Source organism: Acinetobacter sp. NS-4, assembly GCF_037402435.1.
Taxonomy (GTDB): domain Bacteria; phylum Pseudomonadota; class Gammaproteobacteria; order Pseudomonadales; family Moraxellaceae; genus Acinetobacter.
Genome location: NZ_JBBEUE010000003.1, coordinates 163935 through 176709, shown reverse-complemented (window position 1 = coordinate 176709; position 12775 = coordinate 163935). Strand labels below are relative to the sequence as shown.

Annotated in this window: 13 protein-coding genes and 1 pseudogene; 6 read left to right on the top strand and 8 right to left on the bottom strand. The window is 40.6% G+C overall.

Annotation, left to right across the window (positions count from 1 at the left end; all coding sequences use genetic code 11):
- Nucleotides 1–110 precede the first annotated feature (110 nt).
- Nucleotides 111–326: a hypothetical protein gene (locus tag WAE57_RS03705; RefSeq protein ID WP_337708348.1), complete on the top strand. Its 216-nt coding sequence runs from the start codon at nucleotides 111–113 to the stop codon at nucleotides 324–326.
- A gap of 166 nt (nucleotides 327–492) precedes the next feature.
- On the opposite strand, the gene WAE57_RS03700 is transcribed toward WAE57_RS03705, so the two are convergent.
- Nucleotides 493–936, bottom strand: a complete 444-nt coding sequence (locus WAE57_RS03700) for a universal stress protein (RefSeq protein WP_086175008.1) — start codon at nucleotides 934–936, stop codon at nucleotides 493–495.
- A gap of 135 nt (nucleotides 937–1071) precedes the next feature.
- Nucleotides 1072–1515, bottom strand: a complete 444-nt coding sequence (locus tag WAE57_RS03695) for a universal stress protein (protein ID WP_337708345.1) — start codon at nucleotides 1513–1515, stop codon at nucleotides 1072–1074.
- Nucleotides 1516–1783: 268 nt separating this feature from the next.
- On the opposite strand from WAE57_RS03695, the gene WAE57_RS03690 reads away from it, so the two are divergent.
- Nucleotides 1784–2785, top strand: a complete 1002-nt coding sequence (locus WAE57_RS03690; protein WP_337708343.1) for an alpha/beta hydrolase — start codon at nucleotides 1784–1786, stop codon at nucleotides 2783–2785.
- Between the two features lie 85 nt (nucleotides 2786–2870).
- Nucleotides 2871–3199 (top strand): annotated as a pseudogene (locus WAE57_RS03685) (multidrug efflux SMR transporter).
- Between the two features lie 104 nt (nucleotides 3200–3303).
- Here WAE57_RS03685 and WAE57_RS03680 read toward each other — a convergent pair.
- The 4 genes from WAE57_RS03680 to WAE57_RS03665 all read right to left on the bottom strand — a co-directional run bounded on the left by WAE57_RS03680 (nucleotide 3304) and on the right by WAE57_RS03665 (nucleotide 7319).
- Nucleotides 3304–4485: a benzoate/H(+) symporter BenE family transporter gene (locus tag WAE57_RS03680; protein WP_337708341.1), complete on the bottom strand. Its 1182-nt coding sequence runs from the start codon at nucleotides 4483–4485 to the stop codon at nucleotides 3304–3306.
- A 136-nt stretch (nucleotides 4486–4621) separates the two neighbouring features.
- Nucleotides 4622–5272: a leucine efflux protein LeuE gene (leuE, locus tag WAE57_RS03675; RefSeq protein ID WP_337708339.1), complete on the bottom strand. Its 651-nt coding sequence runs from the start codon at nucleotides 5270–5272 to the stop codon at nucleotides 4622–4624.
- Between the two features lie 80 nt (nucleotides 5273–5352).
- The gene (tal, locus tag WAE57_RS03670; RefSeq protein WP_337708337.1) at nucleotides 5353–6342 is read right to left on the bottom strand and encodes a transaldolase; all 990 of its coding nucleotides are present in this window, start codon (nucleotides 6340–6342) and stop codon (nucleotides 5353–5355) included.
- Nucleotides 6343–6428: 86 nt separating this feature from the next.
- Nucleotides 6429–7319 carry a LysR family transcriptional regulator gene (locus WAE57_RS03665; protein ID WP_337708335.1) on the bottom strand — a complete coding sequence of 297 codons (891 nt, stop codon included), beginning with the start codon at nucleotides 7317–7319 and terminating at the stop codon, nucleotides 6429–6431.
- Between the two features lie 84 nt (nucleotides 7320–7403).
- On the opposite strand from WAE57_RS03665, the gene aceI reads away from it, so the two are divergent.
- Nucleotides 7404–7835: a chlorhexidine efflux PACE transporter AceI gene (aceI, locus tag WAE57_RS03660; protein WP_337708332.1), complete on the top strand. Its 432-nt coding sequence runs from the start codon at nucleotides 7404–7406 to the stop codon at nucleotides 7833–7835.
- Nucleotides 7836–7882: 47 nt separating this feature from the next.
- Here aceI and WAE57_RS03655 read toward each other — a convergent pair whose 3' ends face one another.
- Complete coding sequence (locus tag WAE57_RS03655; RefSeq protein WP_337708330.1) at nucleotides 7883–8431, bottom strand: hypothetical protein; 549 nt, start codon at nucleotides 8429–8431, stop codon at nucleotides 7883–7885.
- A gap of 126 nt (nucleotides 8432–8557) precedes the next feature.
- On the bottom strand, nucleotides 8558–10075 hold the full coding sequence (locus WAE57_RS03650; RefSeq protein WP_337708328.1) for an acetyl-CoA C-acetyltransferase: 1518 nt from the start codon (nucleotides 10073–10075) through the stop codon (nucleotides 8558–8560).
- Between the two features lie 240 nt (nucleotides 10076–10315).
- On the opposite strand from WAE57_RS03650, the gene WAE57_RS03645 reads away from it, so the two are divergent.
- Nucleotides 10316–11707 carry a 3-oxoacyl-ACP reductase gene (locus WAE57_RS03645; protein WP_337708326.1) on the top strand — a complete coding sequence of 464 codons (1392 nt, stop codon included), beginning with the start codon at nucleotides 10316–10318 and terminating at the stop codon, nucleotides 11705–11707.
- A 174-nt stretch (nucleotides 11708–11881) separates the two neighbouring features.
- Nucleotides 11882–12736, top strand: a complete 855-nt coding sequence (locus WAE57_RS03640) for a MaoC/PaaZ C-terminal domain-containing protein (protein WP_337708325.1) — start codon at nucleotides 11882–11884, stop codon at nucleotides 12734–12736.
- Nucleotides 12737–12775: the final 39 nt, after the last annotated feature.

Sequence of the window (12775 nt, the reverse complement as noted above, 5' to 3'; positions counted from 1 at the left end):
TTTAGGGGTAATATAGGCATATAAAAGCTCATCTTAGGATGAGCTTTTGTCATTTAACAGACTGTGATTGAATTAGCCTGTGATTTTACTAAGTAGACTGGAGATTGGTTTTGTTAGTTAAAATTGAAGATGGTTTTTACCTAAATACTCAGCATATTATTGCAATTCGGGTTTCGAAAAATGCCACTGATGGTAATTTTGTTGTGGCGATTGAATATACGCCCCATAATATTCAATCCATGGGAAGCTATGAGAAAGTTTTTAACAGCAAACTTGAAGCGGAAATTTTCCTGCAAACCTTACATCAGCATATTTCTAAAGTATAAACAGGTGTTCAGGCCAAGATAAAATGTTCAGCCAGGATGGTTTTGGCTTCGCAGGGCTAAGAGATATTTTTCGTGCCTCGGATCAAGTGCGTGATTGGCATGATGAACAGATGGCCGATATCTGTATATAAAAAAAAGTCCCTGTACTACAGGGACTTTTTTTTGCTTAGACTTTCATAATCAATACGGGAATTGGAGACTGGGTCAAGACTTCTTGTGCCACACTGCCTAACATCAATTTTTTAAATCCGGTACGACCATGAGAGCCCATAATAATTAAATCAGCGCCTACTTCATCAGCTATTTGCATAATACCTTCAGCAGGTGATACACCGCGAACAATTTTGGTGTCTACGGCAATTCCATCGCGAATGAAAGATTGTTTGATCTCCGCCAAGCGCAACTGCGCATTTTTTTCAGCTTCAATAAAATAATCGGTAATTGCAGGTGCGACCTTATAAAAATCTACACCGACAAAGGGATCAACAGCAATTACACTGGTAATGGTGACTTGGCAATTTAAAGGTTTGGCCAAGGCTAATGCTTGTTCAACAGCTGCATAAGAAATAGGGGATTCATCTACTGGAACCAAAATATGTTTATAAGACATGAAATTTCCTTATGAATATTGCTGAATGGATAAGAGTTATGATGATTTATAGCCAGTTATGATGACCATCTGGTGAAACGCCGGAATCGATAAAATGAGCCTTGCATTGATTGAAAGGCTCATTTTTTGAAATACTTATTCTTTTACCACTAAAACAGGAAGCTTGGTGCCTTTTAAAACATCCTGAGCAAAGCTGCCCAGTAAGAATTTTTGAAAACCTTTACGCCCATGGGAACCCATCACAATCAGGTCGGTTTTCAATTTTTCCGCAGTTTCAATAATACCTTCTTCGGAGATATTGCCTTTAATGATTTGAGGCGTTGCAATGACCCCATTCTCAGCAGCAATCGTTTTGGCTTTTTCTAATGCCTTTTCGGCATTGGCATAAGCCTCAACAAAATATTCTTTCATGATTGGAGATGGATAATAGAAATCTGCTTCAGAAAATGGGTCTTCAGTGACCAGGCTGATCAATGTTAATTGGCTAGAAAATGCCTTAGCAATTTGAGCTGCATTTTTAACTGCAGAGAAAGAAATTTCTGAGCCGTCAACTGGGACTAGAATATTTTGATAAGACATAAGAATGATTCCTTAGCGTTTATTGTGTAGCTATTGTTTATACATAGCACATTGTGTTGAATTGATCAATTTAGTCTGTGGAAATTGTTTTAAAATTCATTAAATTATATACAAATCATAAATATAAGTGTATTCAATTTTGCATTGAAAAATTGAGTGTAAAACTCAATATTCGAGCTAGTATTTCTAAATGTTTAAACCGCGATTAAAATGCGTAAAATATGATTATTCCTCTCAAAATTGTGGAGAGTAAGTTAATAGGTCAAATGTGTATTCAAAATCTTTTAGTCTAAGCTTATGTTTAATTGCCGCACTGTCTGGTAGTGGTTGCCAGAATGTGCAAAGTAGCAGCAAGGTTATTGCCGGCGTATTTAATGCCTCGACTAATATTCAAAAAAAGTTTATAGATCGGCATGCTCCAGAAGTGTTAGTTCAAACCAACATTGCCTATTTTCAAAATCCGGCGCTGCATCTGGATATTTACCAACCTTCTGATATTGTAGCGTTGGGAATGCGGCCGACTGTGGTGTGGATTCATGGTGGTGGCTGGATTTCAGGCTCTAAAGAGCACGCTCGTGGCTACTTTAAACGTTTGGCTGATCAAGGCTATAACGTGGTTTCAGTCGAATACCAATTTGCTCCGCAAACGATTTATCCTGAGCAGCTGCTGCAAATTAATCAGGCGCTCAAATTCATTAGCGATCATGCTGATGCTTATCATATTAATCCCCAGCATATGTATCTGGCGGGCGACTCTGCAGGGGCCAATCTAGTTAGTCATTATGCCGCTTTACTCAGTAATCCTGATTTTGCCCAGCGGTCTGCTTTTACGCCATTAATCCAACGTGAACAGATTAAAGGTTTGATCCTGCATTGTGGTATTTATGACCTGAATGCCTTTATTCATACTGCTCCGGATGAAATGAAACTCATTGAATGGGGCGTATTTAATCTGGTTCAGGCTTATACAGGAAATAAAAAAGATGATGCCGAGTTTTTAACAGGGATTTCTCCCATTCAATATTTAACTGCGAATTATCCGCCGGTATTTATTAGTGGAGGCAATAAAGACTTTTTAACCAAGACCCAGTCCATACCGTTTGTTGATGCGCTGATGCGTGAAAAAATAGCGGTGACCAGTGCATTTTATCCAGAGAGCAAAGAGTTTTTGGTGCATGAATATCAATTTATGATGAGTAAAAAAGCCAGCCAGCAAACATTCAAGCAAACCATTCAGTTTATACAAAAATATAGTGATGCAAATTTGTAGTTTAATTTTAGAGCGGTGAATATCTCAAAGATGGAGCGGCGCTTAATCTAGGTGAGATAGCATTAAAGGTAGGAATCCTATTGTGCTGGCTTATACCTTATTGGGTTTGGCCATTATTTCAGAAGCGATAGGTTCAACTTTTCTGGTCAAGTCAGAAGATTTTAGCAAATTAGCGTCGAGTCTGCTGGTATTTGTATTTTATGTGATTTCATTTTTTTATTATCGCAAGTGCTTAAGACCATTCCATTGGGCATCGCCTATGCGATCTGGAGTGGTGTAGGTATTATATTAACGGCTTTGATTGGTTTTTTCCTGTTGCGTCAAAGTCTAGATTTTCCGGCTATCTTGGGAGTTGCCATGATCATTGGGGGAGTGATTCTTATGAATGTCTTTTCTAAATCCATCGGACATTAATAAAATCGATAGATTTAAAAAATCATAATCATGCTGCATATAAAGAACATAGCATAAGCCTGAGTATTCATATTTTCAGGCTGGATACCAATAACAGGGAGGGCTTATTTACTGGATTGCGTTGTTTTAAATTTCAGTATGCTGGATACGGCAAAACCAAAGACTAAGCCCCAGAAGGCTGAACCAATGCCGAAAAACTGTACCCCAGAAGCACTGAATAAAAAGGTCAATAATGCTGCTTCACGTTCAGCAGACTGATGAAAAGCAAGCGCGATGTTGTGTCCAATGGTACCTAACAAGGCAATGCCCGCGAGTGCGGTAATAAACACGCTAGGGAATGACATCAAAAGACTGGTCAGCGTTGCCGCAAATAAACCCATCAGGATATAAAAAAATCCACAGCTCATTCCGGCAATATAACGCTTTTTACTGTCAGGATGTGCCTGATCATCCAGGCTGATTGCAGCACTGATGGCGGCAATATTTACGCTAAAACATCCAAACGGTGCCAAAATACTTTGCGCCGTACCTGTCCAGCCAATCAGCTGGTTGATATTCGGCTCATAGCCATAGCTCTTGATCATGGCAAGACCGGGTAAATATTGCGATGCCATATTAATGACAAATAAAGGCAGGGCTAAGCCGAGAAAAGCTGACCAGCTAAATTCAGGGGTCACCCATAGCGGTTGGGCTAAACTAAGTTGAATATTTGCTGGATGGAACTGCATAAATATGGGGCACAGCAGCAGTCCGGCAATCACCGTAATCACGATGCTATAACGCGGCGACAGGCGTTTCGATAGAATATAGACGCTTAATAATGAAAGGATGAATCCCCAATCATTTTGCATGCTGGCAAAAAGCGCGATACCAAATTTAAGCAGTACACCTGCCAGCATGGCACTGGTTAAGCTTTGGGGAATATAGGATAACACTCTCTGAAAAATACCCGAAAAACCTAAGATAGCGCTGAGTAAACCGCAAACCAGAAATGCACCGATGGCTTCATGCAAACTATAACCGCTGCCGGTAGCTAAAATAAGCGCCAGTCCAGCAGTAGACCATGAGGTGGCAACCGGATATTTAAATTTCCAGGATAAAATTAAACCTGACAACCCAATCCCTAAGCCTAATGCCCAAAACCAGGACGTGATTTGAGCTGTAGATGCGCCTAGTAATTGAGCCGATTGAATCACCAATACCGATGAAACACTGATTCCAACTAGAAAAGTAATAAATCCGGCAAAAACAGCAGGGACAGAAAAGTCATGGAGAAATTTTTGCATACATCCTTTGCAATGTGCATCTTATAATGATTGAAAAGCGTAGCAATGATACGCCTTTAATTTTTAAGCGGAAAGACAGTATAGTTATAATTTATAGGGTATTTACAGGTTTAGCTTGCTTCACTCAGCCTAAAAGCTACAAGGTGGAAGTCGCAAGTTTAATTCCAAAACCACAAAATAACAGTCCTACAGTTGCTACACATGCAGCCGTCACTTTATAACGGGAAGTGAAATAAGAGGCGAGTTTTGCCCCGGAAAAAATCAGGATGGTTAAATAACTCATGCTAATAATCTGTAACACCACTGCAAGTGCAGTAAAGGTAATTGCCGGATAGGGGTAAGCTGGATCGACAAACTGCACAAAAAAGGACAAATAAAACAAAATGGCTTTGGGGTTTAAAATACTGATGGTTAATGCAGTTTTAAACGGATGCAACTGTTCAATATTTTTTTCTATTGTGGTTATTTGAGCACTTGAAGGTAGGGCATTCCAGCTGTGATAGGCTGCAATCAGTAATTTTATGCCTAAATAACTTAAGTAAATTGCACCAATAATTTTCAGTAAGGTAAATAACCAGGGAAAAGCATGTAGTAATGAGGCTGCACCCAATGCCGTCAGTAGAATTAAAATCAGGTCGCCCGTATAGACACCGAAAGCACTTTTATAACCGGCTTTTATCCCGAAGCGTGAAGCGATGGACATCACATAGAGCGAATTTGGACCGGGTAATAATACGATTAGTGTTGTACCAATAATATAGGTGCTGAGATCGGTTATGCCGAACAAAATAAACTCTCAAATCATAAAAAAGCCGATCTGTTCACTATAACAAAATCGGCTTTTTTTATGGGGGAGATTTGAGTCAATTAAGCTTTAATTTCAGCATCTAAGCCAAAAGACTGGCGCAATAAAGTACTTAACTGGTCACGTGCTTTAATAAATCCGTCAATTCCGCTTTGTAAAAGCTGCGAAGCCATTAAGTCGTGTTCAATCTGAGCTTTAAAGGCTTCTTTAGTTAAAGGCTCGACCTGATGCTGACAATGTGCTTGAGCATGGTTGTTTGAAAGCTGAGCGACCACTTCACGCTGATCCTGTTCCAGTTCTGCCAAAAGGTTTGGAGAAACAGTGAGCAGGTCACAACCAGCCAGTCCAAGGACCTGATCGATACTGCGGAAACTTGCACCCATCACTTCTGTTTTGATGCAGTTCTGTTTGTAGAAATGATAAATCTGTTTGACCGAAAGTACCCCCGGATCTTTTTCAACTGGATAATGGTCGACATTTTCTGCTTTTTTGAACCAGTCAAGAATACGGCCGACAAATGGTGAAATGAGGGTGACGTTGGCATCAGCACAGGCCTGAGCTTGATGCAAACCGAAGAGCAGGGTCAGGTTACAATGAATACCTTCCGCTTCTAATACTTTAGCTGCCTGAATGCCTTCCCAGGTAGAAGCAATTTTAATCAGGATACGGTTTTGATCAATACCATAAGTCTTATATAAATCCAGTAGTTCTTTGGCTTTGGCAATGGTAGCTTCAGTATCATAAGAAAGTGCTGCATCCACTTCGGTGGAAACTCGTCCTTGAATCAGTTTTAAAATTTCCACACCAAACTTGACCGTGAGTATATCGATGGTACGCTCAATCAAAAGATCGCCGCTATATCCTTCTGATTTTGCCTGTTCAAAAGCAGCTTCAATCAGTTCCTTATTTTCGGCTTGATTGGCTGCAGCTGTAATCAGTGAAGGATTGGTTGTTGCATCAAGTGGGCGAAATTTTTCGATCGCGGAAAGATCACTACTGTCGGCAACAATGGTGGTTAAGTTTTTTAATTGATTTAAGGCTGATTGAGTCATTGTCGTCTAGTTCTTAAAGTTATTTCCCATATTTGTTATATCACAATCTGCTTTTATCCAAAGTAAAAAGCGCGTATAAGCCCTGTCTATTTTGTGTTTTTTCTCGAATTTCGGATGTGATTAATCAAAAAATGAGCAGCTGCACCTAGTTGACTTTCACGACTCCAGACCAGATCGACAAAATATTCAAATTTAGGACTGAAATCCAGAAAGTTAAGTATTTTAAGTTGTTGTTGAATATGAGGATTCTGATTCAACATTTCTAAAGGTAAAACACCCCATCCCAGGCCTTGCTGAATCATGGTACAGGCCGATAAATGGTTATCTGTGCGCCAGTAGGTTTTTGAAAACAGCAATTCCGGTTTAATGCTGCGGTCACGACTTGCCACCACAATTTGCCGGCTTTGCAGAATTTGCTCATAGCTCACCTGCTCAAATGTGGCTAATAGGGAGTTGATCGCTGCAACAGGCACCAAGGCCTCACGTTTAAGTTCAACAAACTGTTCGCGCGCTTCCAGCTGTTCACGTTCAAACATGAGTGCCAATTGCGCGGTCTGGTTCAACAGCATTTTTAACGCATCTTCCTGCGGCGCTGAAAAAATATTGATTTGCAGTTCAGGAAACTGTTTTTCCAGCAATGAAATATAGTCAATCCACTTCGTGTGCAGCAGTTCAGAGACCACCACAATATTTAAAGCGGATTCCAGACCCTGACTCAGGGCAAAAGCCTGCTGTTTCCACTGGTTGATTTCAATAAGTAACTGTTCGGTTTTTTCGTATAGCGTCAGGGCTTGAGGGGTAGGTACTGGCTCACGGCCAACACGGGTGAATAGCGATAAATTGAGATCAATTTCCAGATTGGCAATCGACATGCTGACTGCAGATGGAACCTTACCCAGCTTTCTCGCAGCCGCAGAAAATGAGCCGCTTTCAATCACGGTTTTAAAAATGATCAGTTGTTCTTGGTTAATATTCATCTATCAAAACTTTTGAAAGAATCTAATTCGATTAATCAATATTATCAAAATAAAATGCTTTCATCTAAATAAAAGAGTTTTAAAATGTTGATTTCCAAAAGAAGGATGATTCATGCACTGAGCTATGAAACGATCCTGCTGGTGATCATTGCGATTGCGTTAAGCTTTATTTTTGAAATGCCTATGCAAGTGACGGGTACTCTAGGTATCGCTATGGCCGTCACTTCAGTGATTTGGAATATGACTTTCAATCATTTTTTTGAAAAGTTTGAAGCCAAACGCAAACTGAAAAGAACGGTCGGTGTGCGTATTTTACATGCGATTGGTTTTGAAGGTGGCTTGATGCTGGCGACCATTCCCATGGTGGCTTATGCACTGGAAATGCCAATCTGGCAGGCCATTTTGACTGATCTCAGCATGACCCTGTGTATTTTGGTGTACACTTTTATTTTCCAATGGTGTTATGACCATATTGAAGCTTCGATGGGTTATCAGCCTGAATATCGTCAAAGTTAATGTGGTTAACTCAATAAATAAAAAAGCCAAACTAAGTTATGGCTTTTTTATTTTATTTTGCGACCCTCCAATGCATTAAACAGCATCAGGGTCAAAAAGATGATGAATGAATATTGTAAGAAGGAAAAAATTAAACTGAGATATTTAGGCGCGTGATAGAGCAGATAAGCCATTAAATAGCCTTTACTATTCCGGGCTGGTAAATCATTTGAGATAAAAAACCAATTTAGGTTTAAGAACAGCACGATAAAAATAAAAAAGATAATCCCGAGTGGCTTATACATACTTTGTTGCTTAGGTGGGAGCGCACGAATGTGTTGTTTTAATTGTTGCTTGGCTGCCGCATCTAGACCAATAAAAAAGTAACTATAGGCAATAATTAAACTGGTGATCCAGGTACACAAAGCAAAGAAATCATTCAAGATTTTATGCGCTGTTGAAATGGTAGAGGCTTGGGTGGTGGATAAAATACCGTAAAAAGAAAACTCAAAAGAAATCAGGATAAAGGCAATAATCAAGGGAGCAATAAAAAAGTAAGAGTATGGGGCAATGTTAGATAAAGAATCGAAAATTAAGCTTGGTTTTTTATTGTACATGGCTTGTTAGAAAGTATTTAAAGTGTCTGTTATTTTAAGATTTTTATTCAATTTTTAAAATATGAAATAAAAAATACCGCTTGCATAAACAAACGGTATTTTCATCGATCTGGTAAAGCAGCAAGATTATTTTTCAATAATTGCTGTTACACCTTGACCACCAGCAGCACAGATCGAAACTAGAACACGGCCTGAACCTTTCTGGTTAAGCAATTTTGCTGCAGTAGCAATAAGACGACCGCCAGTAGCTGCAAATGGGTGACCTGCTGCAAGCGATGAACCTTTAATGTTCAATTTGCTACGGTCAATTGAACCCAATGGAGCATCTAAGCCTAAACGCTCTTTACAGAATTTAGGATCTTCCCAAGCTTTCAATGTAGAAAGAACTTGTGATGCGAATGCTTCGTGAATTTCATAGTAGTCGAAATCTTGAAGTTTAAGTCCAGCACGTTCAAGCATACGTGGAATTGCATAAGCAGGTGCCATCAACAAGCCTTCTTTTTTCTCTACAAAGTCAACTGCTGCAGTTTCCTGGAAGGTTAAGTAAGCTAAAATTTCGTGACCATTGGCTTTAGCCCATTCTTCAGAAGCTAACAATACACAAGATGCACCATCAGTCAGCGGAGTCGAGTTACCTGCAGTCATGGTACGCGCATCGCCTTTACCAAATGCCGGTTTAAGTTTTGCAAGTTTTTCTGCAGATGAATCTGCACGTAAGTTGTTGTCACGTTCTAAACCTAGGAATGGCGTGATCAGGTCATCGAAGAAACCTTCTTCATAAGCTGCTGCCATTTTTTGGTGTGAAGATGCAGCAAGTTCATCTTGCGCTTCACGAGAAATGCCCCATTCAAGTGTAGTAATTGCTTGGTGGTCACCCATAGATAGACCAGTACGTGGTTCACCGTTTTTAGGGGCATCCATCAAGTCTTTAATATTAATTTTGGTTAATGCTTTTAAACGGTCTTTCGCGGTTTTCGCAATGTTCAGTTCAAGCAAAGCTTTACGTAAACCATCACCGAAAGAAATTGGCGCATCAGAAGTCGTATCTACACCACCCGCAATACCTACTTCAATTTGACCCAGTGCAATTTTGTTGGCAATCAGGAATGCTGCTTGTAAGCCCGTGCCACAGGCTTGCTGAATATCGTAAGCAGGTGTTTCTGGAGCAAGTTCAGTATTTAATACGCACTCACGGGTCATGTTAAAGTCACGGCTGTGTTTTAAAACCGCGCCGGCAACGACTTCGCCTAAACGTTGACCTTGTAAATTAAAACGCTCAATCAGACCATTTAATGCTGCAGTAAACATGTCGCTGTTAGAAGCAGTAAAGTAAGCACCGTTTGAACGGGCAAAAGGAATACGGTTACCACCGATAATTGCAACGCGGCGAACTGTGTTTTGGCTCATGGTATTATCCTGTTGAACAGACGTTTGAGGTGTAGATTCGGGTGTTGTTGTCGTTGAAGCTGTAGTTTTACTACGTGCCGATGTAGAACGGGTACGGGTTGTTTTAGGCGCAGCATTTGCTGGCGTGGCTGCCGTGCCAGAAGTTTTAGTTGTACGAGAAGTACTTTTTGATGGTTTTGACACAGTTTCCGTAGCAGAATTTTCGACTGCCGGATTTTCTTGAGTTGTTTTGCTCATCAGGCTTTTCCAAGCATTTTACAGTATTCTTGGCGTGTACATTAACACAATCTAAAAACAGCTGAATTGACTAAAATGACATTAGGCAAAGCATTCAGGTCAAGACATCCATGATTTAACTCAAGTATGATTCTATGGAAACTGATGGATGTATTGAAATATAAGTGCCTGACATCATATTGAAGTTAAAAAGATATTTTCAAAACCATCAAAAATTAATTTGTATGAGAGATAATAAACATGACTGATCAATACCAAACCTTTGCTAAATCTCCTATTGGTAAATTTGTCATCAAAAATTTAGGCTTGCCATCACCCACTTCTTTAGAGCGTTTTGAGTCAGCAAACCCAGTGGTGAAAGGGGCTGTTTTATTGGGTGCTGCACCATCAAGTACATTATCGGGTGCAATTGCACAGGTTTTGGCCAATATTCATGCCAATGGCTATGCCGGTAACAATGCAGAACTGCAACAGGCTGCTGCAAAGGTTGGTTTAAACCTGAGTGCATTCAATGAAGGCGACAAAGAGTCAAAATTTAAAGCGGTCATTTTTGATGCTTCGGGTATTCAAAACTCAGAACAGTTGAAAGAATTGTATAACTTCTTTAACCCGATTGCGCGTCAAATCCAGGCTTCAGGCCGTGTTGTTGTTGTCGGTATTACCCCTGAAACTGCAAAAACGGTAAAACAGGCCATTGCTCAACGTGCGCTTGAAGGTTTTGTGAAATCTGTGGGTAAAGAATTCAAGAAAGGTATTGCAGCACAACTTGTTTATGTCGATGAAGGCGCTGAAGCCAACCTTGAATCTACAGTGCGTTTTGCAGTATCTCCGCGTTCTGCTTATGTGTCTGGTCAAGTCATCCGCGTTTCTAAGGCAGATGTGGTAGATGTAGACTGGGCTAAACCGCTTGCTGGCAAAACTGCTGTTGTAACGGGTGCAAGCCGTGGTATTGGTGAAGCGATTGCTCACGTACTTTCACGTGATGGCGCGCATGTGATCTGCCTGGATGTTCCTCAACAGCAAGCTGATCTGGACCGTGTTGCGGGAGAAATTGGCGGTTCAACCTTAGCGATTGACATCACTGCTGCGGATGCCGGTGAAAAAATTAAGGCTGCTGCAGCTGCTCAAGGCGGTCTGGATATTATTGTGCATAACGCAGGGATTACCCGTGACAAAACTTTGGCCAATATGAAGCCTGAGCTTTGGGATTTGGTGATCAACATTAACTTGTCTGCGATTGAACGTGTGAACGATTACTTGCTTGAAAATGATGGCTTTAATGCCAATGGCCGTATTGTTTGCGTATCATCAATTTCAGGTATTGCGGGTAATTTAGGGCAAACCAACTATGCTGCTTCTAAAGCAGGCGTGATTGGTGTAGTGAAATTTACGGCACCTATTTTGAAAAATGGCGTAACCATTAATGCGGTTGCACCGGGCTTCATTGAAACTCAAATGACAGCTGCGATTCCATTTGCCATTCGTGAGGCAGGTCGCCGTATGAACTCAATGAGTCAAGGCGGTCTACCGGTTGATGTTGCTGAAACAATTGCATTATTTGCATCTTCAGCGTCTACAGGTTTAAATGGTAATGTCGTTCGTGTGTGTGGTCAAAGCTTGCTAGGGGCTTAAACTTGAATCCCCCTAAATTCCCCTTTAAAAAAGAGGGGGACTTCTCCTCCCTTTCATAAAGGGAGGTTGGGAGGGATTAGTTGATTTGGGATAGATTATATTTTATACCTCTCCCTAACCTTCTCCTAAGAAGAGAGGGAACTTGATAATGATAAAACTTCTCAAAGGTTCAGTATGAATACTCGCCATTTTAGTCAACTTCCAAAACCTTATTTAGCCTATCCGAAAGTGATTCAAGGCTTGATTTTTAAAAAGCCTAAAGGTGAAAAAGTGCTGCCGCAAGTTGAATATGTGGTGGATTCATTTAAGGTCGATCAAAAGCATCTTAAAGCTTACAATGAAGTATGCGGCTTCAAAAATAATGGTTATATTCCTGCCATTTATTTGGCGGTGCTGTCGCAAAGCCTACAGATGCACATGATGACCACAGAGACTTTCCCATTTGCAATTTTGGGCTTGGTGCATATTCGCAACCAGATTAAACAAAGCCGCAAAGTGGGCACCAATGAAGCATTAACATTGTCCTGCAAGTTTGGTGAGGTGCAACCACATGACAAGGGCGTGCAGTTTGACTTTATGACCACGGTGAAAGTTGGCAATGAAGTGGTGATGCAAGGAACCACCACCTATTTAGCTCGCCAAAAAACTGATGCTAAAGCTAAGCCTAAACTGGTCGACAATAAAAAGCCGGTCTATGAACTCAATGCCGAATGGAATGTATCTGAAAATACCGGTCGTCGTTATGCTTTAACGTCTGGTGACTTTAACCTGATTCATATCCATGCCATCACGGCAAAAGCATTCGGTTTTAAACAGGCAATTGCCCATGGCATGTGGAGTAAAGCGAAAGCTCTTGCCAGCTTAACTTTGCCAGATGCTTATGAAGCTGATGTCTGGTTTAAACTGCCAATGTATCTACCTTCGAAAGTGGAGTTCTTGACCGCTCAGGAAGGAAAAGATACCGAGTTCGTCATTCGAAGCAGTAAAAACAAAAAGCCGCATGTTACGGGAAGTGTGAAAGCACTTTAAGACCAAAGCCTAAGTCACTGTCGATTTAGGCTTTTTTGT

Coding starts and splice junctions, on each gene's coding strand:
- WAE57_RS03700 (WP_086175008.1), bottom strand. CDS start 936: ATGTCTTATAAACATATTTTGGTTCCAGTAGATGAATCCCCTATTTCT.
- WAE57_RS03695 (WP_337708345.1), bottom strand. CDS start 1,515: ATGTCTTATCAAAATATTCTAGTCCCAGTTGACGGCTCAGAAATTTCT.
- WAE57_RS03680 (WP_337708341.1), bottom strand. CDS start 4,485: ATGCAAAAATTTCTCCATGACTTTTCTGTCCCTGCTGTTTTTGCCGGA.
- tal (WP_337708337.1), bottom strand. CDS start 6,342: ATGACTCAATCAGCCTTAAATCAATTAAAAAACTTAACCACCATTGTT.
- WAE57_RS03665 (WP_337708335.1), bottom strand. CDS start 7,319: ATGAATATTAACCAAGAACAACTGATCATTTTTAAAACCGTGATTGAA.
- aceI (WP_337708332.1), top strand. CDS start 7,404: ATGTTGATTTCCAAAAGAAGGATGATTCATGCACTGAGCTATGAAACG.
- WAE57_RS03655 (WP_337708330.1), bottom strand. CDS start 8,431: ATGTACAATAAAAAACCAAGCTTAATTTTCGATTCTTTATCTAACATT.
- WAE57_RS03650 (WP_337708328.1), bottom strand. CDS start 10,075: ATGAGCAAAACAACTCAAGAAAATCCGGCAGTCGAAAATTCTGCTACG.
- WAE57_RS03645 (WP_337708326.1), top strand. CDS start 10,316: ATGACTGATCAATACCAAACCTTTGCTAAATCTCCTATTGGTAAATTT.
- WAE57_RS03640 (WP_337708325.1), top strand. CDS start 11,882: ATGAATACTCGCCATTTTAGTCAACTTCCAAAACCTTATTTAGCCTAT.